We start from the raw sequence: 18,961 nt of genomic DNA, 5'->3' as shown, positions 1-18,961 counted from the left end.
ACCCGTCATGCGCGTGCCCAGATGGCTGCTGATCGTCGTCGGCGTCTATCTCGTCGGATTGACCGTCTGGTCCTTCCTGCTGGCGACGGGGCGCAATCCCCTGCCCTTTCCCGATCCGGGCTCGCGCATCTTCGCGGCGTCGTCCGTCGAGGGGCGCGACGCGGTTGTCGCCCTGCTGGAGCAACACGGGCTCAAGGAACGGCTTCAGGCCAATACGCCCGGCGTCAGCCGCACGATCCTGATGGACGGCACCATCATCAACCATTCGTCGCCCGAGGTGGTGGGCAAGGTCGGCGGGGCGACAGGCTGCATCGGTCTGGTCGCCGACGACCCGGCGGCGGCGGCGCGAAAGGCGGCGGCCTTCCTGAAGTCGCGAGGCTTCACCGCCGATGTGGTGCTGGACGTCGAGCCCGGGATGCCGATCGCCTTCGTCCTGACCAACGCCCTGAGCGGCAACTGCATCAACTTCCGACGGCACGTGATCCACATGCCCCGACCGGAGAGCTGACCGGAAAGCTGACCGGGGCCTAGCCCCTCACCCGCTCCACCGTATCGACGGAGGGATTGGTGCGCAGCGCCGCCATGATCATGGTGGCGTGTTTGGCGTCTTCGACCTCGACGTCAAAGTTGAGGTCGAAGAAGTCCTGCTGGCGATGGGTCAGGGACAGGTTGCGGATATTGCCGCCCGCCTCGCCGATCAGGGTGGTGACCTGGCCCAGGACGCCGACGCCGTTGCGCACCGTCGCGCGCAGGCGGGCGACGCCGACCGCGCTCTGCTCGGCCTGGGGCGTCCACTGCAGGTCCTGCCAGACGCTGTCGTCATCGGCGAACTCGGCCAGCTTCTGACAGTCGATGGTGTGGACGGTCAGCCCCTTGTCCTTCTCCAGAATGCCGACGATGCGGTCGCCGGGCAGAGGGGTGCAGCACTGGCCGAAATGGACGCTGACGCCGGGCGTCAGGCCGCCGCCGCGCACGAACAGCCGGGCGCGGGCGTCCTGGATGGGCTTGCGCTGCTGGGCCGGCTTGATCTTGCCCATCAGGGCCGGGAACAGGGTCTCGGCGACCTTGACCGGCGAGATGCGGCCCCGGCCGATGGCCTCGAACAGATCGGCCTCATTGGCCACCGCCAGGACTTCCAGCACCGGCTTCAGCGAGACGTCGTCGATCGACTTGCCGGCCTTGGCGATGGTCTGTTCCAGGGTCACGCGGCCCAGACGCAGGAATTCCTCGCGCTCGGCCCCGCGGATGTGGCGACGGATCGCCGACCGGGCCCGGCCGGTGACGGTCAGGCTGCGCCAGTCGGCGGGCGCCTCGCGCTTGGCGCCGCGAATGATCTCGACCACGTCGCCGTTCTGCAGCGGGGTCCGCATCGGCTTCAGCTCGCCGTTGATCTTCACCCCGGCGGCCGTATCGCCGACCTCGGTGTGGACGGCATAGGCGAAGTCCAGGGCCATGCCGCCGCGCGGCAGGGTGATCAGCCGGCCCTTGGGCGTGAAGACGAAGACCTGATCCAGGTACATCTCCAGCTTGGCGTGCTCGACCCAGTCCTCGCCGCCCTCGCCGTGCTCGATGACCTGAACCAGGTGACGCAGGTTCTGCAGCGGGTCGCGCCCGCCCTCGGCCTGCATGCCTTCCTTGTCGAAGCCGTAGGACTTGTTCTTGTAGGCCCAGTGGGCGGCGACGCCGTCCTCGGCGACCCGGTCCATGGCCTCGGTGCGGATCTGCATCTCGATGCGCAGACCGCCCGGCCCGACCACCGTGGTGTGCAGCGAGCGGTAGTTGTTCGACTTGGGCGTCGAGATGAAGTCCTTGAACCGCTCGGGCACCATCGGCCAGGCGCGGTGAATGACGCCGAGCGCGCGGTAGCAGTCGTCCTCGAACGGCACGATCACCCTGAAGCCGTAGATGTCGGACAGGGACGAGAAGCCGACCGTCTTCCGCTGCAGCTTGCGCCAGATCGAATAGGGCGTCTTCTGCCGGCCGAAGACGTGGGCGCCCGCGATACCGGCCTCGGACAGGACCCGCTCGACCTCGACCGAAACGCCCTCGATAGCGCGGCCGTGTTCCAGCTTGAGGGCTTCCAGACGGCGCTCGATGGCCGTGCGCGCGGTCGGATTGATGTGTTCGAACGCCAGCTCTTCCAGCTCGGAGGCGATCGAGTGGATGCCGATCGACCGGCCCAGCGGGGCATAGACTTCCAGCGTCTCGCGGCTGATCCGCTCGCGCTTCTCGGGCTTCACATACTGAAGCGTCCGCATGTTGTGCAGACGGTCGGCCAGCTTGACCAGAAGCACGCGCACGTCGCGGCTGATGGCGAGGATGAATTTCCGCAGGTTCTCGGCCTGGCGGGTGTGCTCGGCCTGCAGCTCCAGCCGCGACAGCTTGGTCACACCCTCGACCAGGACGGCGATCTCCTCGCCGAACATGGCCGCGATGTCGTCGCGCGTCGCCGAGGTGTCCTCGACCACGTCGTGCAGCAGGGCGGTGACGATGGTGGCCGTGTCCAGCCGGTAGTCGGTCAGGATGCCCGCGACCTGGATCGGATGGCCGAAATAGGGGTCGCCCGAGGCCCGCAGCTGCGAGCCGTGCATCTTCATCGCATAGACATAGGCCTTGTTGAGCATCGCCTCGTCGGCGGTGGGGTCATAGGCCTTGACCGCCTCGATCAGCTCGAACTGACGCAGGATCGGAACGCGTTTCGCCGCCGGAGGCGTCTCCGACGGCGAAACAGGGTCGTTGTTATTGGCGACATTCGGCTGCGGCGGGGACTTGCCGGCCCGCGCCGGGAGGATCGTGATACCGTTGGCGGGTTCCGCCGTCAGTACCGTTCCTCCTGCCCGCCGTCCCGGTCGCTCTGCAGGGCGCGGATCAGCTCCTGCTCGGCCATGTTCATGTGCTGCGGCTCAGCCAGCAGGCCGACGATTTCCGCTTCGTCCTCGGCTTCCGTGCGCTCGTCGACGCGCTGCAGGGCGACCACGACGGTCTCCATCAGCTCGGCCGGCAGGACGGTTTCGTCCGCGATCTCGCGCAGGGCGACGACCGGGTTCTTGTCGTTGTCGCGATCCAGGGTCAGGGCGGCGCCGTTGGCGATCGCGCGGGCGCGGTTGCCGGCCAGCAGAACCAGACCAAAGCGGTTCGGCACCTTTTGGATGCAGTCTTCGACAGTGACGCGAGCCATCAAGAATCCTCGTGCGGCGGGAGAACCGCGCCCAATACAGGTATGCACGGATTTGTGCAACGCCAGAGGGGCGATTGTGAGGCGGCGGCGCGCGGGGATCAACCCGCGCGACGATTGTCACCCTGATCCTGCCGCGCGCGAGGTCTCAGGCGGTGGGCGCTGGCCCCGAGGCAGGCGCTGCCGGAACCCCGGCCGTGGCGGCTCCGGTCCCGCCGCCCGTCGACGGGTTCATCATCACGAGAACCGCCAGCACGATGCCCAGCACCGGCGCGACATAGGCCCAGTAGCGGGTCGGGATGAAGAACAGAGACCCGGCGCTCTTGCGCACCACGATGCGCTCCTGGGTCTTTTCGTCGATGAAGGCGCGCGATTCGCCGCTCTCGATCTTGCGGGCCAGGAAGAAGCTCCCCAGCCCGGCCAGCAGGCCGCTGGTGATGAAGGCCACCCCCATGCCGATGTTCTGGTCGGGAGAGATCAGCCCGCCCAGAGGAATGCCGACAAAGAAGCCGACGACGACAAACACGGCGACAAGCGCGCCCCAGCCCGACCAGACGATAATCATGTGAAGTCCCCCCGTCGCCTCGTTTTCCCCCGGGCGACAAGCTTGACGTTATTCAGCGCGAACGGGCGTTGTCAAAGCCGATTTCCCGTCAGGCGAGTTGGCCTCAACTCAACGGTCGCGCATCCGTCCCCACGGTCGCCGTCAGGGCCAGAGCCTTGGCGAAGCCGCCGCCCGGGTGTCGCCAGTCCGGCGCGATCTCGGCCAGGGGCCCCATGACGAACAGCCGGTCGGCCGCACGCGGGTGCGGCACAATCAGACCCTCGCAGTCGCCGCGCTCGCGGCCATAGGCGATCAGGTCGAGGTCCAGGGTCCGCGGCGCATTGGGCACGCTGCGCTGGCGGCCGAAGCATTCCTCGATCCGTCCCAGCGCCGCCATCAGGGCGTGGGGGTCCAGATCGGTGCGCACCAGCACCACCCCGTTCAGGAACGGCGGATCGCTCGGATCGGGCCAGGCCTGCGAGCTCCACCACGACGACTTCGCCACCACATCAATGCCCTCGGAGCGGAACCGGGTCAGGGCGGCCTCGAGCGCATCGCGGCACGACGGCCAGACCCCCTTGTCATTGCACCCCAGGGCGACGATGACAGCTCCGTCCAGGTCGAGATCGGCGTCCATATTGACGCTGACGCCCACGCGGCCTGAGGTCGATATTGCGCTGGAGCCTTCCATGTACCCGTCCGATCGCATCGCCCTGTTCATCGACGGGGCCAATCTCTACTCGGCAGCCAGGGCGCTGAACGTCGATCTGGATTTCCGAAAACTTCTCGGGTCGTTCCGCGAAAAGGCCGTCCTTGTTCGGGCCTATTATTACACGGCCGTGGTCGAGGGCGAAGAGTTCTCTCCGATCCGCCCCCTGGTCGACTGGCTGGGCTACAACGGCTTCTCGGTCGTGACCAAGCCGGTCAAGCGGTTCACCGACGCCCAAGGGCACACCAGAACCAAGGGCAATATGGACGTCGAGATCGCCGTCGACATGCTGGAAATGGCCCCGCATCTGGATCACAGGGTGTTGTTCTCGGGTGACGGCGACTTCCGCCGGCTGGTCCAGGCGGTGCAGGCGAAGGGGGTGCGCGTCACCGTCGTCTCCACGACAAAAAGCCAGCCGCCGATGATCGCCGACGAGCTGCGGCGTCAGGCGGACGACTATATCGATCTGGCCGACCGGCTGGACGACTGGACCCGGCCGAAGAGCGCCTCGCCCTCCCCGTCCGTCCGCAATTTCAGCGACGAAACCTGATCGCGAGAAATCTTCCGCGCGACTCCACTTCCGATTGTCAGTCTTCCCTATCCGCGATAGCGTCGGTTGCTAAATGCTTTTGGGAGACCCGCCGATGCTCGCCCCTCTCCTCGCTGCCCTGATGCTTTCGAGCGCGCCGGACGCCGTTTCAGTCCAGACCCCGGCCCCGCAGACGGCCCCCGCCATTCCTTCAGTCGAAGCTCCGACCGATCTGGACGACATCGTGGTCGAGGGACGCCGTCTTCAGGACATGACCGAGGACTTCGTGCGCGAGGTGGGCCAGCCTGCACGGGGGCGCGGCCTGGCGCGCTGGCGTGACGGCGTCTGTGTCGGCGTGGTGAACCTGCGGGCGGAAACAGCGCAATATATCGCGGACCGGGTTTCGACCGTGGCTCAGGATATCGGCCTTCGCGCCGGCGGCCCCGGCTGCAGCCCCAGCGTCATCGTGATCGCCACCGTTGATTCCTCCGCCTTCACCCAACAGTTCGTGGAGGAGCGTCCCGGCCTCTTCATTGTCGGCGGAGCCGGCATGGATCTTGGCCGGAACAGCCTTGAACGCTTCAAGACCATCGATCGGCCCATCCGCTGGTGGAACGTCAGCATTCCGGTCGACAGGGACACCGGCGACCGCGCCGTGCGCCTGCCCGGCGACGGCAACCTTGCCTACGGGGAAGGCAGCACATTGGCGGCGGCGCCCATCATCAACGTCCGCACGGCGTCCCGCCTGACCACCCAGATCGTCGACGATTCCAAGCGGATCTTCGTCATCGTCGACGTCGACAAGATCGATACGGTGTCGCTCGCACAACTCGCCGACTATATCGCCATGGTCTCCCTGGCGCAGATCAATCCGGACGCAGACACCAGCGGCTATGCGACCGTGCTCAACCTGTTCGACGACCCTGCCCAGACCTCGGGCCTGACCAACTGGGACATGGCCTATCTGGAAGGCCTCTATCAGACCCAGCGGACCCTCAGGAATCGCAACGGGGCCCGCACGGAGGTCGCCAACTCGATCATCCGCGCCCACCGCACGCTCATCGCCGCCGAAGAAGCCCAGTAGCCGGTCCCAAGGGAGCCATACGCCATGCTCGCCACTCTCCTCGCCGCCCTGGTGCTTTCGAGCACGCCGGACGCCGCTTCCGCCCAGACGCTGCCGCAAACCGCGCCCGCCATCCCGTCCGCCGACGCCCCGACCGATCTGGAAGACGTCGTCGTCGAAGGGCGTCGTCTGGATGAGCAGGTCCAGAATTTCGTGCGCGAGGTCGGCGCTCCGGCCCGGAACCGCGGGCTGGCGCGCTGGCGCGACGGCGTCTGCGTCGGCGTCGCCAATCTGAGGGGTGAAGCCGCCCGGTATCTGGTCGACCGCGTGTCCGACGTCGCCCGTGAGGTCGGTCTGACTCCGGGTCAACCGGGCTGCAGGCCCAATCTCACGATCATCGCCACGGTCGACGCCCAGAGCTTCACCCCGGCCTTCGTCGCCGGCCGCGAGCGCGTCTTCCGTGTCGGGGGCGCCGGAATGGACCGGGGCCGCAGCGCCCTGGAAGCCTTCGAAACTACCGATCGCCCCGTTCGCTGGTGGCACGTCAGCGTCCCGACGAACGACGAAGGCGAGGTCGCTGTGCGTCTTCCGGGCACGTGCGCGGACAGCGGCTGCACGGGACACGCGAGCGATTTCGCCCCGTCGGTCAGAACCAGCGCCTCGCGCGTGTTGAGCTCCACCGAAGACGACATCAAACAGGTCTTCGTCATCGTCGACGTGGACCAGGTGTCGAACGTTGGACTGGCGCAACTGGCCGACTATGTCGCGATGGTTGGTCTGGCGCAGATCGACCCGGACGCCGACACCAGCGGCTACTCCACCATCCTGAACGTGTTCGCCGATCCTGCCGACACGCCCGGCCTGACCAACTGGGACAAGACCTATCTCCAGGGGCTGTACCACAGCGTCATGACCCGCCGGAACCAGAACACCGCCCGCAACGAGGTCGCCAGCGCCATCGTGCGAGCGCATCACCGTCTGACGACGCAGGACGATGCCTCACAGGGCGAATAAGCCGGACCGTCTCTGGTCCCGGGGTCAGCGCCCCGGGATCAGCTCGTTCTGCACCCGGCGGCCCAGGGGATCACGCGACGCCCAGCGGTCGCCGACCCTGCCCTCGATCATCGGCGAGCAGAACCGCGAGATCATCATGAAGGAGGGCCGGATGCCGTTCAGGCAGACCCTGTCGCCCTCGACCCGCCAGGTCGCGGTGATCCGCCGCCCGTCCGAGAACTCGGCCGAATAGCTGCCGTCGCGGTTGAACCAGTGTTTGACCCAGCCGCCGTCCGGATAGTGGGATACGACCGTATTGCCGAAAGCCGCGCTGACGTCGGCCGAAGCCGGTGACGCGCAGACCCATGCCGCTGCTATTGCAGCGCACAAAAAGCGCTTCATTTCAAAGCCCTCGTACCTTCCCCGCGTTAACTATCGTCTATCGAACGGGTTTTGCAACCTTCGTCCAGAGAACGCCCGCAGAGGCCCTGAGATCCCCGGAATACTTGACTCTGGCGAGGGGGCTTCTATATGCGGCCCACGTTCGGGACAGGTCTGGCGAATCCGCGCCGCCCGCTCGCCCACCGAGGGGCGGTTCCGCGCATCGCACGCACGCCCACGCTGGGCGTTCCCCTGACTTCCCAAGGACCCATGACTGAATTCGCAAACCTGGGCCTCTCGCCCACGACCCTGCAGGCGGTCGCCGATACCGGCTATACGACCGCGACCCCGATCCAGGCCCAGGCCATTCCCGTGGCCCTCGCCGGCCGCGACGTGCTGGGCATCGCCCAGACGGGCACCGGCAAGACCGCCGCCTTCACCCTCCCCCTCATCGACAAGCTGTCCAAGGGCCGCGCCCGGGCCCGCATGCCCCGCGCCCTCGTCCTGGCCCCGACCCGCGAGCTGGCCGACCAGGTCGCGATGAGCTTCGAGAAATACGCCAAGGGCACCAAGCTGAGCTGGGTGCTGCTGATCGGCGGCGTCTCCATGGGCGACCAGGTCGCGGCGCTGAACAAGGGCGTGGACGTCCTGATCGCGACCCCCGGCCGCCTGCTGGACCTGTTCGAGCGCGGCAAGATGCTGCTGACCGGCGTCGAGCTGATGGTCGTCGACGAAGCCGACCGCATGCTGGACATGGGCTTCATCCCGGACATCGAACGCATCTTCAAACTGACGCCGCCCAAGCGCCAGACCCTGTTCTTCTCGGCGACCATGCCGCCTGAGATCACCCGCCTGACCCAGGCCTTCCTGAAGGACCCGACCCGGATCGAGGCCTCGCGCCCGGCCCAGACCGCGGAGACCATCACCCAGTATCTGGTCCGCATCCCGACCTCGGACCCCAAGGCCAAGCGCGCCGCCCTGCGCGAGCTGGTCGGTCGTGAGGACGTCCGCAACGGCATCGTCTTCTGCAACCGCAAATCCGAAGTCGACGTCGTCGCCAAGTCGCTGAAGTCGCACGGCTTCGACGCCGCCCCGATCCACGGCGACCTCGACCAGTCGCTGCGCATGAAGACCCTGGCGGACTTCCGCTCGGGCGCGCTCAAGATCCTGGTGGCCTCCGACGTCGCCGCGCGCGGCCTGGACATCCCGGACGTCAGCCACGTCTTCAACTACGACGTCTCGCACCACGCCGACGACTACGTGCACCGCATCGGCCGCACCGGTCGCGCGGGCAAGAAGGGTCAGGCCTTCATGATCGTGACCCCGGCCGACGACAAGGGCCTGGATAAGGTCCTGAAGCTGATCAAGATGGCCCCCGAAGAGCTGAAGCTGGACATCGACTGGTCTGCACTCGGCGGCCGCCGCGATTCCGGCCGTGACAAGCCCGAGGGCCGTCCGGAAGGCCGGGGCTCCAGCCGTGGCCGCGCCCCCCGTGGCGAGAAGACCGCCGAGGCCGAGGTCGTCGAGACCGTCGCCGCCCCCGCCGCCGAAGCCGTCGCCTCAACCGACGAGGCCCCGGCCCGCCGCACCCGCAGCCGCCGTGGCCGCGGCGCCGACAAGGCCGCCCCGGTTGAAGCCGTCGCCGAAGCCGTCGCTCCGGTCGCCGCTGAAGCCGCATCGGACGCCCGCCCGGCCCGCGAACCCAAGCTGCGTCAGGCCGACCGCCCGGGCGCCTCGAAGGACCGCGAACTGCCGCCCGCCAAGGAAGGCTCCGGCTTCGGCACCGACATCCCGGCCTTCCTGCGCCGTCCGGTTCCGGTTCGCGCCTGAGGGGCCGCGCCCGATTAATGGACGAACATCGGCGTTTTCCTGCTCCGCTTAACTCGCCGTTACGGAACCGCCGCTAACCTCTCTCCCGTCGGCGTCAGAAGACGTATCGGGGGATATCGATGGCCAGTCAGGTCGAAACAGCGCTTCGGGGCCCGGAGGCCTTCCAACTCGCCAGGCGCGCCCTGTCCGAGATGGAAACCGCCGGCGTCTGGCCGACGCCGCTGAATTTCGAGCTGTGGCTGCACTATGTCGGCGATCCCGAAGGCCCGCTCGGCCGTGAGATCACCCGCCTGCTGAGCGCCAAGGACGCCTTCACCGAAGGCACGGCCGAGATGCTGGCCGCCGAATATCTGCCGCGCGGCCGCCTGTCGGAAGAGATCCGCGACGCCGGCGCCGTGCTGAACCGCGAACTGTCCAGCGTTTCCGACGCCATCGCCAAAGCCCGTGAGTCCCAGGCGGCCTATGGCGAAACCCTGGCCGAGACCGGAGCCAAGATCGACAGCGTCGGCGCCGCCCCGGCCGACCTCAAGCAACTGGTCACCGGCCTGACCGACGCCACCACCCGCGTCCAGCGCGAGAACGCCACCCTGGAACGCCGCCTGGAAACCTCGACGAAGGAAGTGGCCCGCCTGCGCGAACACCTGGAACAGGTGCGCCGCGACGCCATGACCGACGCCCTGACCAACCTCGCCAACCGCAAGGCCTTCGACGAAGAGCTGCTGCGCGCCTGCGACCAGGCCGAGGCCGACAACTCGGTCGTGACCCTGGCCGTCCTCGATATCGACCACTTCAAGCGGTTCAACGACACCTGGGGCCACCAGACCGGCGACCAAGTCCTGCGCTACGTCGCCAGCGTCATCGGCCGCATCTCCAAAAACCCGCGCGTCGCGGCCCGCTACGGCGGTGAGGAGTTCGCCATCATCTTCCCAGGCGAAGGCGCCCTGCAGGTCGAGGCCGCGCTCAACGCCATCCGCGAGGAAATCGGCTCGCGCGCCCTGCGTCGCCGCTCGACCAATGACGAGCTCGGCGCCGTAACCATCTCTGCAGGTCTGGCCCAGCGCCGCCCCGGCGAGACCGGCACCCTGCTGCTCGACCGCGCCGACGAGGCCCTCTACGCCTCCAAGCGTGGCGGCCGGAACATGGTCACCAACGGCGAACGGCTGCCCGCCGCCGCCTGATCAGGCGAGACGTCGCCGCGAACCGTGCCATAGTCCTGCGCTCAAGCAGTGAGCGGCCGCGCCGCGAACGCTAGCGCCCAAGGATGTCTATGCGAAGCTTTGCTTTCAACGTCGCCTACTGGGCTCTGTCGATCTTCTACGGCCTGACGGCGGCCTTCGCGGCCCTGACGCCCGGACGTGAGGCCACGACCTGGGTCATCCGCCGCTATGTGAAGCGGATGGTGCAGGCCATGCGCGTCTTCGCCGGGATCTCGATCCAGGTGCGCGGGCGCGAGCGGCTGCCGACGGGCGCCTTCATCATCGCCTCCAAACACCAGTCCTGGGGCGACGGCTTCGCCACCTACGACCAGTTCGACGACCTGGCCTTCGTCACCGGCGACCATCTGGAGAAGTTTCCGCTGCTGGGCGCGGTGCTCAACAAGCTGGGCGCCATCGTGGTCAACAGCTGCGGCGGCCGCGAGGCCCGCGATTCCCTCAAGCAGCGCGGCGCCGACGCCCATGCAGAGGGACGGAAGATCCTGATCTTCCCCGAGGGCCATCTGGCGAAGATCGGGACCAAATACCGCTACCGCTCCGGCGTCTGGCACATGTACCGCGACTTCGACATGCAGGTGGTCCCTCTGGCCACCAACCTCGGCCTGTTCTGGCCCGAGGAAAAGTATGAGAAGCATCCTGGCGTGGCGACGCTGGAGTTCCTCGACCCCATCCCCACCGGCCTCGGCAAGGAGGAATTCCTCGCCCGCCTCGAAGGGGTGATCGAGGGCAAGACCGACGAGTTGATCGCCGAGGCCACGGGCAAGCCGGTATCGCACGCCGTGCGCGTGCTGTCCGAGGATGAGGCGGCGCGGGTGAAGACCAGTTCCTGACCCTTCTCCCCCTGCGGGAGAAGGTGGCAGCCGAAGGCTGACGGATGAGGGGTCACGCAGGCCTGTCCGGTGAGCCGCTTTCCAGCGTCAGACGACGGCACAACCCCTCATCCGACCTCGCTGCGCTCGGCCACCTTCTCCCGCAGGGGGAGAAGGATCACTTCTTCCGAGCCGGCTTCGCCGCGGCCTTCCTGAGCGCCACCTCGAACGCCCCGCGGCCCCACTCCGCCGCCTCGTCGGGATCATCCGTCGCGCTGTCCGGCAGGCTCCAGTAGCCGAGCTTCATCTCGACCTCGTCCTTGCCCGGATAGGTGAACTGGCGCGAGCCCGCCGCTTCCAGCGCCGGGATATTGGTCTCGTCGCCCTTCAGCCAGACCACGCCGTCGTCCAGAAGGGCGAAGATGACGCCCTGGCGATAGACTCCGGCCCCGCCGAACATCCGCTTGATCTCGAGAGGCCCCAGCGCCGCAAAATGCTCGCGCACCCATTCCTCGAAATCCGGATCGCGCGCGCCCAACCTAGGCTTCCAGCGCCTTGGCCGGGATGATGGTCACGCTCTCGCCGCAGCCGCAGGCGTCGGTCTGGTTCGGATTGCGGAACACGAATTTCGACGACAGCTTCGTCGTCTCATAGTCGATCTCGGACCCGATCAGGAACAGGATCGCCTTGGGATCGATCAGAATTGTGACGCCCTTGTCCTCGACCACCTCGTCCAGCGGCTCGATCTGTTCGGCATAGGCGAAGGTGTATTCCTGACCCGCGCAGCCGCCGTTCTTCACCCCGACGCGCAGGGCGATGTACGGCTTGTCCGCATTGGTCATGATCTCCTGCACCCGCCCGGCGGCGGCGTCGGTCAGGGTCACGGCCTTGGGGCGCGGACGGCGGGGACGGGTGGTGGTCTGAAGCTCGGTCATCTGCGCTCTCAGAACATGTTCAGGGCCAGCTTGGCCTCGTCGCTCATCTTGGAGGAATCCCACGGCGGGTCGAACACCAGATTGGCCTTGGCCGACTTCACACCGTCCACCTTGGTCACCGCATCCTCGACCCAGCCCGGCATCTCGCCGGCCACCGGACAGCCCGGCGCCGTCAGGGTCATGTCGATGATCACGTCGCGGTCGTCGTTGACGTCGACCTTGTAGATCAGACCCAGCTCATAGATGTCGACCGGGATTTCCGGGTCATAAACGGTCTTCAGCGCCTCGATCAGGTCGTCGGTCAGCTTGTTCAGCTCGGCCTGCGACAGGGCGCTCTTCTGGGGCTCGTCCCAGGCGGCGGCGAAGGCGTCGGTGTCGGTCTGGTCGGTCATCACACAAAGAACTCGCGCGCCTTGATCAGCGCATCCACGAAGGCGTCTGTATCCTCCATGGTGTTATATAGGGCGAAGCTGGCGCGGGTGCTCGACGTTACGCCCATTCTTTTCGCCAGCGGCTCGGCGCAGTGCAGGCCCGCGCGCACGGCGACACCATAGCGATCCATGATCTGGGCGATGTCGTGGGCGTGGGCGTCGTCCACGGTGAAGGCGAGGATCGCCCCCTTCCCTTCGGCCTGCCCCAGAATCCGGAGCCAGTTCAGCCCCTCCAGACGCGCGACCGCGTGCTGGTAGAGGGCGTGCTCATGGGCCGCGATCGCCGCCCGGTCGAAGCCCGACAGCCATTCCAGCGCCGCGCCCAGGCCGATGGCCTCGATGATCGGCGGGGTGCCCGCCTCGAACCGATGCGGCGGCTTCGCATAGGTGATCCGGTCGCGCTCGACCGTCTCGATCATCTCGCCCCCGCCCTGATAGGGCGGCAGGCTCTCCAGCGCCTCGGCGGTCCCGTACAGGGCCCCGATGCCGGTGGGCGCATAAAGCTTGTGGCCCGTGACCACATAGAAGTCGCAGCCGATGGCCTGCACATCCGGCGCGGCGTGCACCGCCCCCTGACAGCCGTCGATCAGGACGCGGGCTCCGGCCGCATGGGCCAGTCGGGTGATCTCGGCGACCGGATTGATGGTCCCCAGCACGTTCGACATATGGGTGACCGCGACCATCCGCGTCTTCGGCCCCAGCAGTTCGGCATAGGCCGCCATGTCCAGCGAGCCGTCCGGCAGCACCGGGATCCACTTCAGCACCGCCCCGCGCCGCTCACGCAGCAGATGCCAGGGCACGATGTTGGAGTGGTGCTCCATCTCCGAGATGATGATCTCGTCGCCCGGCTGGATGGACAGGCCGATGCCATTGGCCACCAGATTGATCGCCTCGGTCCCGCCCTTGGTCCAGACGATGGTCTCAGGGCTGGGGGCGTTCAGATACCGCGCCACGGTCTCGCGCGCCGCCTCGAAGGCGTCGGTCGCCTCGTTCGACAGGGTGTGCAGGCCGCGATGGACGTTGGCGTAGCTGCCCTCCATCTGGGCGACCAGATTGTCGATCACCGCCCGCGGCTTCTGGGCCGAGGCGGCATTGTCCAGATAGACCAGCGGCTTGCCGTTCACCGTCCGCGACAGGATCGGGAACTGGGCGCGCGCGGCGTAGGGATCAAAAGCCGTCATGATCAGAGGCGTTCCGTCAGCCATGACCGGACCACCTCCCGCGCCTGTTCGTGTTCGATCCGGTCCACGACCTCGATCAGGAAGGCCTGGGTCAAAAGCGCGCGCGCCTCGTCGGCCGGAATGCCGCGCTGCTGCATGTAGAACAGGGCGCTCTCATCCAGATTGCCGACCGTATTGCCGTGGGCGCACTGGACGTCGTCGGCATAGATGATCAGTTCGGGCTTGGCGTCGATCTCGGCCCGCTCACCGAGAATGAGCGCATGGTGGCCCATCCGCGCATCGGTGCCGTCCGCGCCGCGCTCGACGACGATCTTGCCCTGGAAGACGCCGCGCGCCGTGTCGCGCACCACGCCCTTGGTCAGCTGCGAGGTCTGACCGTCGGCGGCCAGATGGTCGACGACACTGGTCAGGTCCGTGTGCCGCGCCCCGGTCAGGGCGTAGAGGCCGTCCAGACGCACATCGGCGCCCTCGGCCCCGTGGGCGACGTGGGTCTCCAGCCGCTGCAGCTTCGCGCCCGTGGCGACGATGGTCTGGCGATAGAGGCCGCCCGGCGCAACCTTGACCTGGGCCTCGGTCACCGAGATGGCGTCGGCCGGCTCCTCGACCAGGACGATGCGGGTCACCTCGGCGCCCGGCGCCACGTCGATGGTCAGGCGGTTGTGAGCCACATAGGCGCCGCCGCGACCCTCATGGGTCTCCAGCAGCAGCAGCTTCGCCCCGGCCCGGGCCGCGACCTGAACGGCGGTCGAATGGCCTGTCCCGACCTGCGCCGCGTCGGTCGCGTCGGAGATGAAGCGCAGGCGCAGGGTCTGTTCGCCCGAGGCCACGAAGGCGTCCACGCCCACCGCTACCCCGTTGACGAAGACGATGGCGTCGCCGTTCAGGGCGTCGAAGGCGCCGGGGCCGTTCAGGACGCCGCTCGGCGACGGCTGAGGCGCGTCCTTCAGAACCCGGCGCAGATCACTGTATTTCCACGCCTCCGTCCGCCGCGAGGGGAAGGTGGAGGCGTCGGTGATGTCGAGCGCGGTCACGCGGCAATCTCGGGGACGGGCGGCAGGTACTGGTCGTAGCCCTCCGCCTCCAGCTTGAGCGCCAGCTCCGGCCCGCCCGAGGCGACGATGCGGCCCGCGGCCAGGACATGCACCCGGTCGGGTTTGATGTAGTCGAGCAGCCGCTGATAGTGGGTGATGACCAGCATGGAGCGGTCGGGCGAACGCAGGGCGTTCACCCCCTCCGACACGATGCGCAGGGCGTCGATGTCCAGGCCGGAATCGGTTTCGTCGAGGATCAGCAGCGACGGCTCCAGCAGGGCCATCTGCAGAATCTCCATCCGCTTCTTCTCGCCGCCCGAGAAGCCGACGTTCAGCGGCCGCTTGAGCATGTCGAAATTCATCTTCAGCCTGGCCGAGGCCGCCTTGACCAGCTTCAGGAACTCCGGCGCCGAGACCTCGGCTTCGCCGCGCGCGCGCTTCTGGGCGTTCAGGGCCGTGCGCACGAAGGTCATGGCCGGCACGCCCGGGATCTCGACCGGATACTGGAAGGACAGGAAGACGCCTTTCGCGGCGCGCTCGGCCGGATCCAGCGCCAGCATGTCGTCGCCGTTCCATTCGACCGAGCCTTCGGTCGCCTCATAGCCCGGCCGGCCCGACAGGGCGTAGCCCAGCGTCGACTTGCCCGCCCCGTTCGGCCCCATGATGGCGTGCACCTCCCCGGCGGGCACATCGAGCGTGAGCCCCTTGAGGATCGGCTTGTCGCCGACGGAGACGTGGAGGTTGGAGATGGAGAGCATGGTCACTTCATATTCTTGCGGACATAGCCCGCCATGGCTTCAAGTTGACTGGCCATGCCTTCGGCATCGACCAGACCGATATTCACAGCGCGATAAGCGAACTCGCTCACGCCTTTGAGGGCAGCCCGTCGCTGCAGGTCACTTCGGCCCTCAAACAGCGCCTGAAGACGATCGACTGCCTCCCACGCGAGAACGACCGGAACGTCTTCGGGGCTCGCGGCGACCTGTTCCCAAGCCGCACTCACCCCACGCTCCCTTCCAGCGAGATCGCCACCAGCTTCTGGGCCTCGACGGCGAACTCCATCGGCAGCTTCTGCATGACGTCGCGGACGAAGCCGTTGACCAGCAGGGCCACGGCCTCTTCCTGCGACAGGCCGCGCTGCTGGGCGTAGAAGAGCTGGTCGTCCGACAGGCGCGTCGTCGTCGCCTCATGCTCCAGCTGGGCCGAGCCGTTGCGCGCCTCGATATAGGGCACGGTGTGCGAGCCGCAGTCCTTGCCGATGAGCAGGCTGTCGCACTGGGTGAAGTTGCGCACCCCGGTGGCCTTCGGATGCACCGAGACCAGACCGCGATAGGTCGAGTCCGACTTGCCCGCCGACACCGCCTTGGCGATGATCCGCGACTTCGAGTTCTTGCCCAGATGGATCATCTTGGTGCCGGTGTCGGCCTGCTGATGTCCGTTGGTGATGGCGATCGAATAGAACTCGCCCGAGCTCTCCTCGCCCTTGAGGATGCAGGAAGGGTATTTCCAGGTCACGGCCGAGCCGGTCTCGACCTGGGTCCAGCTGACCTTCGACCGGTCGCCGCGGCAGTCGGCGCGCTTGGTCACGAAGTTGTAGATGCCGCCCTTGCCCTCGGCGTCGCCCGGATACCAGTTCTGGACGGTCGAGTATTTCACCTCGGCGTCGTCCAGGGCCACGATCTCGACCACGGCCGCGTGCAGCTGGTTCTCGTCGCGCATCGGCGCCGTGCAGCCTTCGAGGTACGAAACGTAGCTGCCCTTGTCGGCGATGATCAGGGTGCGTTCGAACTGCCCGGTCTGGCTCGCATTGATTCGGAAATAGGTCGACAGCTCCATCGGGCAGCGCACGCCCGGCGGGATGTAGACGAATGACCCGTCCGAAAAGACCGCCGAGTTCAGGGCCGCGAAATAGTTGTCAGAGACCGGCACGACCGATCCCAGATACTGACGCACCAGATCAGGATATTCGCGCAAGGCCTCGGAAATCGGCATGAAAATCACCCCGACCTTGGCCAGCTCGGCCTTGAAGGTGGTGACCACGCTGACGCTGTCGAAGACGGCGTCCACCGCATACTTCGGCGCGCCTTCGACGCCCGCCAGCACCGCCTGTTCGTTCAGCGGAATGCCCAGCTTGGCATAGACGGCCAGCAGTTCGGGATCGACCTCGTCGAGGCTTTTGGGCCCGTCCTTCTTCTTCGGCGCGGCGTAGTAGAACAGCGACTGATAGTCGACCGGCTCGTATTTCACCGAGGCCCAGGTCGGCTCCTCCATGGCCTGCCAGCGCTCATAGGCCGCCAGACGCCATTCAAGCATCCACTCAGGTTCGCCCTTCTTCTCACTGATAAAGCGGACGATATCGGCATTCAGCCCGCGCGGCGCGAACTCCTGTTCGATGTCGGAGGTGAAGCCGTGCTCGTACTTCTCCAGCGCGGCGACGGCGTCGATGGTTTCCTGAACGGCGGCCATTACGCGACCTCCCTCTTGCTACGCTCGGCGATCCGTTCGCGCTGGGCGGCATAGGCCTTGGCCCAGGTCGTCGCGAAACGGATCCAGTCATCTTCGGTGGTGGTCCAGCCGCCCGAGGCGCGCACGCCTCCGGTCGACAGGTCGGCGCGGCCCGTGGCCAGGATGGCGCGCGAGGGCCTGGTCTTGCCCGAGGAACAGGCCGATCCGCCCGAGGCCATGATCCCGGCCAGGTCCAGGGTGATCACCTGCTGCGGGCTGTCCCAGTCGGCGACAGCCATGAACAGGGTGTTGGGCAGGCGTTCGACCGCCCCGCCGATGATCACGGCGCCGGCGGCGGTGACCGTCTTCTCGGCCGCGTCGCGCCAGGGCTTGTGCGCCTCGACATAGGGCAGGTCGCGCAACGAACATTCCGCAGCCACGCCGAAGCCGGCGACGCCCGCGACATTCTCCGTGCCGCCGCGCATGCCGCGCTCCTGACCGGCTCCATGGACCACGGCGACCGCCGACCGGCCCTCGCCCATCACCAGCGCGCCGACGCCCTGCGGTCCGCCCAGCTTGTGCGCCGAGAGGGTCAGGCTGTCGGCGCCGAGGCTGCGCATCTCGACCGGGATCTTGCCCGCCGACTGTACCGCATCGACGTGCAGCCAGCCGCCGGCCTCGCGCACGATCCGGGCGGCCGCGGCGATGGGCTGGACGACGCCGCTCTCATTGTTCGCATGGTGGATGGCCACCACCGCCTTGCCCGGCAGGCGCAGCAGTTCGGACAGCTTGCCCAGCTGGATCACGCCATTGGTGTCGACCGGCAGCATCTTCACCGGCTTGCCCGAGGCGACAGCCGCTTCGAGGATGCAGGGGTGTTCGGTCGCGCTGACGATCAGCCGCTCGCAGCCGGCCGCGAGCGCGCTGGCCAGACCCTGACCGTTGGATTCCGTGCCGCCGGACGAGAAGATCACCGCCGTCGGATCGGCGCCGACCAGGGCCGCCACCTGGGCCCGCGCCGTCTCGATCCGCGCCCGCGCCTTGCGGCCCAGGGCGTGCACCGCCGAGGCGTTGCCGCCCTCGGCCAGGATCGCCGTCATGACCTCCAGCACTTCCGGCCGGATCAACCCCGAGGCGTTGTAGTCGAGGTAGACGCTCATGCGGCCTCCTCCACGACGATCACCGCTTCCGCTTCCCGGCGCCGCGCGCCCGTGCGGTTCATCACCACGTCTTCCAGCGAGACGCCGGCCAGATAGCGGTGGATTTCGTCGCCGAGGTCTTCCCAGAGATTGTGGGTGATGCAGCGTTCCCCGGCCATCATACAGCCCTTGGGCGAGGAATGGCCGACGCAGCGGGTCGCGCGGATCGGCTCGTCGACCGCCAGAACGATGTCGGCGACCACCGTCTCATGCGCGCCTTTGGCCAGCCGGTAGCCGCCGCCGGGACCGCGTACGCTCTGGACCAGGCCACCCTTCCTCAGTCGAGCGAACAGCTGTTCCAGATAACTCAGCGAAATCTCTTGCCTTTGTGCGATTTCGGCGAGCGAAACCGCACGCGCGGCGCCGTCATCCGCCCGGCTGTTCTTCGCCAGATCGGCCATCGCCATCACGGCGTATCGTCCCTTGGTCGACAGACGCATCCCGCACCTTCAAAATTCTCGCGCTTTTCGGGGGTCCTGTGCTAAGACCCGC

General features: G+C 67.3%; 22 protein-coding genes. 7 read left to right on the top strand and 15 right to left on the bottom strand.

All coding sequences use genetic code 11. The annotated features are described in order from the left end of the window. The first annotated feature begins 7 nt into the window (after positions 1 to 7). Positions 8 to 508, top strand: coding sequence for a hypothetical protein (locus tag AC1ROD_RS08460; protein ID WP_492947827.1), 501 nt, complete (start codon positions 8 to 10; stop codon positions 506 to 508). A 19-nt stretch (positions 509 to 527) separates the two neighbouring features. On the opposite strand, the gene AC1ROD_RS08455 is transcribed toward AC1ROD_RS08460, so the two are convergent. From AC1ROD_RS08455 to folK, 4 genes are all read right to left on the bottom strand, one after another. Next, positions 528 to 2,624, bottom strand: a complete 2,097-nt coding sequence (locus AC1ROD_RS08455; protein ID WP_492947826.1) for a RelA/SpoT family protein — start codon at positions 2,622 to 2,624, stop codon at positions 528 to 530. A 194-nt stretch (positions 2,625 to 2,818) separates the two neighbouring features. Beyond that, positions 2,819 to 3,178, bottom strand: coding sequence for a DNA-directed RNA polymerase subunit omega (gene rpoZ, locus AC1ROD_RS08450; RefSeq protein WP_207931773.1), 360 nt, complete (start codon positions 3,176 to 3,178; stop codon positions 2,819 to 2,821). A gap of 145 nt (positions 3,179 to 3,323) precedes the next feature. Continuing rightward, entirely contained in the window at positions 3,324 to 3,740 is a 417-nt protein-coding gene (locus tag AC1ROD_RS08445) for a hypothetical protein (RefSeq protein WP_492947825.1), read from the bottom strand. 103 nt (positions 3,741 to 3,843) lie between these two features. Continuing rightward, complete coding sequence (gene folK, locus AC1ROD_RS08440; RefSeq protein WP_492948426.1) at positions 3,844 to 4,356, bottom strand: 2-amino-4-hydroxy-6-hydroxymethyldihydropteridine diphosphokinase; 513 nt, start codon at positions 4,354 to 4,356, stop codon at positions 3,844 to 3,846. Positions 4,357 to 4,408: 52 nt separating this feature from the next. Between folK and AC1ROD_RS08435 the strand changes: the two genes are divergently transcribed. The 3 genes from AC1ROD_RS08435 to AC1ROD_RS08425 all read left to right on the top strand — a co-directional run bounded on the left by AC1ROD_RS08435 (position 4,409) and on the right by AC1ROD_RS08425 (position 7,034). Beyond that, positions 4,409 to 4,978 (top strand): LabA-like NYN domain-containing protein, encoded by a 570-nt coding sequence (locus AC1ROD_RS08435; RefSeq protein WP_492947824.1) that lies wholly within the window; start codon positions 4,409 to 4,411, stop codon positions 4,976 to 4,978. 94 nt (positions 4,979 to 5,072) lie between these two features. After that, complete coding sequence (locus AC1ROD_RS08430; RefSeq protein ID WP_492947823.1) at positions 5,073 to 6,041, top strand: hypothetical protein; 969 nt, start codon at positions 5,073 to 5,075, stop codon at positions 6,039 to 6,041. Between the two features lie 24 nt (positions 6,042 to 6,065). After that, complete coding sequence (locus tag AC1ROD_RS08425; protein ID WP_492947822.1) at positions 6,066 to 7,034, top strand: hypothetical protein; 969 nt, start codon at positions 6,066 to 6,068, stop codon at positions 7,032 to 7,034. A gap of 24 nt (positions 7,035 to 7,058) precedes the next feature. Here AC1ROD_RS08425 and AC1ROD_RS08420 read toward each other — a convergent pair whose 3' ends face one another. Next, positions 7,059 to 7,415, bottom strand: a complete 357-nt coding sequence (locus AC1ROD_RS08420) for a hypothetical protein (protein ID WP_492947821.1) — start codon at positions 7,413 to 7,415, stop codon at positions 7,059 to 7,061. Between the two features lie 249 nt (positions 7,416 to 7,664). Here AC1ROD_RS08420 and AC1ROD_RS08415 point away from each other — a divergent pair, with 249 nt between their 5' ends. The 3 genes from AC1ROD_RS08415 (at position 7,665) to AC1ROD_RS08405 (ending at position 11,268) form a co-directional block, all read left to right on the top strand. Further along, positions 7,665 to 9,224: a DEAD/DEAH box helicase gene (locus AC1ROD_RS08415; protein ID WP_492947820.1), complete on the top strand. Its 1,560-nt coding sequence runs from the start codon at positions 7,665 to 7,667 to the stop codon at positions 9,222 to 9,224. A gap of 119 nt (positions 9,225 to 9,343) precedes the next feature. After that, positions 9,344 to 10,402: a GGDEF domain-containing protein gene (locus AC1ROD_RS08410; RefSeq protein ID WP_492947819.1), complete on the top strand. Its 1,059-nt coding sequence runs from the start codon at positions 9,344 to 9,346 to the stop codon at positions 10,400 to 10,402. Positions 10,403 to 10,491: 89 nt separating this feature from the next. After that, positions 10,492 to 11,268, top strand: coding sequence for a lysophospholipid acyltransferase family protein (locus AC1ROD_RS08405; RefSeq protein WP_492947818.1), 777 nt, complete (start codon positions 10,492 to 10,494; stop codon positions 11,266 to 11,268). 157 nt (positions 11,269 to 11,425) lie between these two features. Here the strand turns inward: AC1ROD_RS08405 and AC1ROD_RS08400 are convergent, their stop codons facing one another. From AC1ROD_RS08400 to AC1ROD_RS08355, 10 genes are read right to left on the bottom strand one after another with little or no spacing between them, the layout of a single operon-like run. Continuing rightward, on the bottom strand, positions 11,426 to 11,785 hold the full coding sequence (locus AC1ROD_RS08400; RefSeq protein ID WP_492947817.1) for a TfoX/Sxy family protein: 360 nt from the start codon (positions 11,783 to 11,785) through the stop codon (positions 11,426 to 11,428). A gap of 1 nt (position 11,786) precedes the next feature. After that, positions 11,787 to 12,182, bottom strand: coding sequence for a HesB/IscA family protein (locus AC1ROD_RS08395; protein ID WP_492947816.1), 396 nt, complete (start codon positions 12,180 to 12,182; stop codon positions 11,787 to 11,789). Positions 12,183 to 12,190: 8 nt separating this feature from the next. After that, positions 12,191 to 12,574, bottom strand: a complete 384-nt coding sequence (locus AC1ROD_RS08390) for an SUF system Fe-S cluster assembly protein (protein WP_492947815.1) — start codon at positions 12,572 to 12,574, stop codon at positions 12,191 to 12,193. Then, positions 12,574 to 13,794, bottom strand: coding sequence for an aminotransferase class V-fold PLP-dependent enzyme (locus tag AC1ROD_RS08385; RefSeq protein ID WP_492947814.1), 1,221 nt, complete (start codon positions 13,792 to 13,794; stop codon positions 12,574 to 12,576). Before AC1ROD_RS08385 ends, AC1ROD_RS08390 begins: the two co-directional genes overlap by 1 nt. 2 nt (positions 13,795 to 13,796) lie before the next feature. Next, a complete protein-coding gene (sufD, locus tag AC1ROD_RS08380; RefSeq protein WP_492947813.1) occupies positions 13,797 to 14,825 on the bottom strand; it encodes a Fe-S cluster assembly protein SufD in 1,029 nt (342 codons plus the stop codon). Then, positions 14,822 to 15,583, bottom strand: coding sequence for a Fe-S cluster assembly ATPase SufC (gene sufC, locus AC1ROD_RS08375; protein ID WP_492948425.1), 762 nt, complete (start codon positions 15,581 to 15,583; stop codon positions 14,822 to 14,824). Before sufC ends, sufD begins: the two co-directional genes overlap by 4 nt. Positions 15,584 to 15,585: 2 nt before the next feature. Then, positions 15,586 to 15,828, bottom strand: coding sequence for a hypothetical protein (locus AC1ROD_RS08370; RefSeq protein ID WP_492947812.1), 243 nt, complete (start codon positions 15,826 to 15,828; stop codon positions 15,586 to 15,588). Further along, positions 15,825 to 17,291, bottom strand: coding sequence for a Fe-S cluster assembly protein SufB (gene sufB, locus AC1ROD_RS08365; RefSeq protein ID WP_492032956.1), 1,467 nt, complete (start codon positions 17,289 to 17,291; stop codon positions 15,825 to 15,827). The genes AC1ROD_RS08370 and sufB overlap by 4 nt, the downstream gene beginning before the upstream one ends. After that, the gene (locus AC1ROD_RS08360; protein WP_492947811.1) at positions 17,291 to 18,430 is read right to left on the bottom strand and encodes a cysteine desulfurase family protein; all 1,140 of its coding nucleotides are present in this window, start codon (positions 18,428 to 18,430) and stop codon (positions 17,291 to 17,293) included. The genes sufB and AC1ROD_RS08360 overlap by 1 nt, the downstream gene beginning before the upstream one ends. Then, positions 18,427 to 18,909, bottom strand: coding sequence for an Rrf2 family transcriptional regulator (locus AC1ROD_RS08355; protein WP_492947810.1), 483 nt, complete (start codon positions 18,907 to 18,909; stop codon positions 18,427 to 18,429). Before AC1ROD_RS08355 ends, AC1ROD_RS08360 begins: the two co-directional genes overlap by 4 nt. Positions 18,910 to 18,961 lie beyond the last annotated feature (52 nt).

It is taken from the genome of Brevundimonas sp. GW821-FHT12E07, from assembly GCF_058807035.1.
This window is presented reverse-complemented; position numbering and strand designations above follow the sequence as displayed.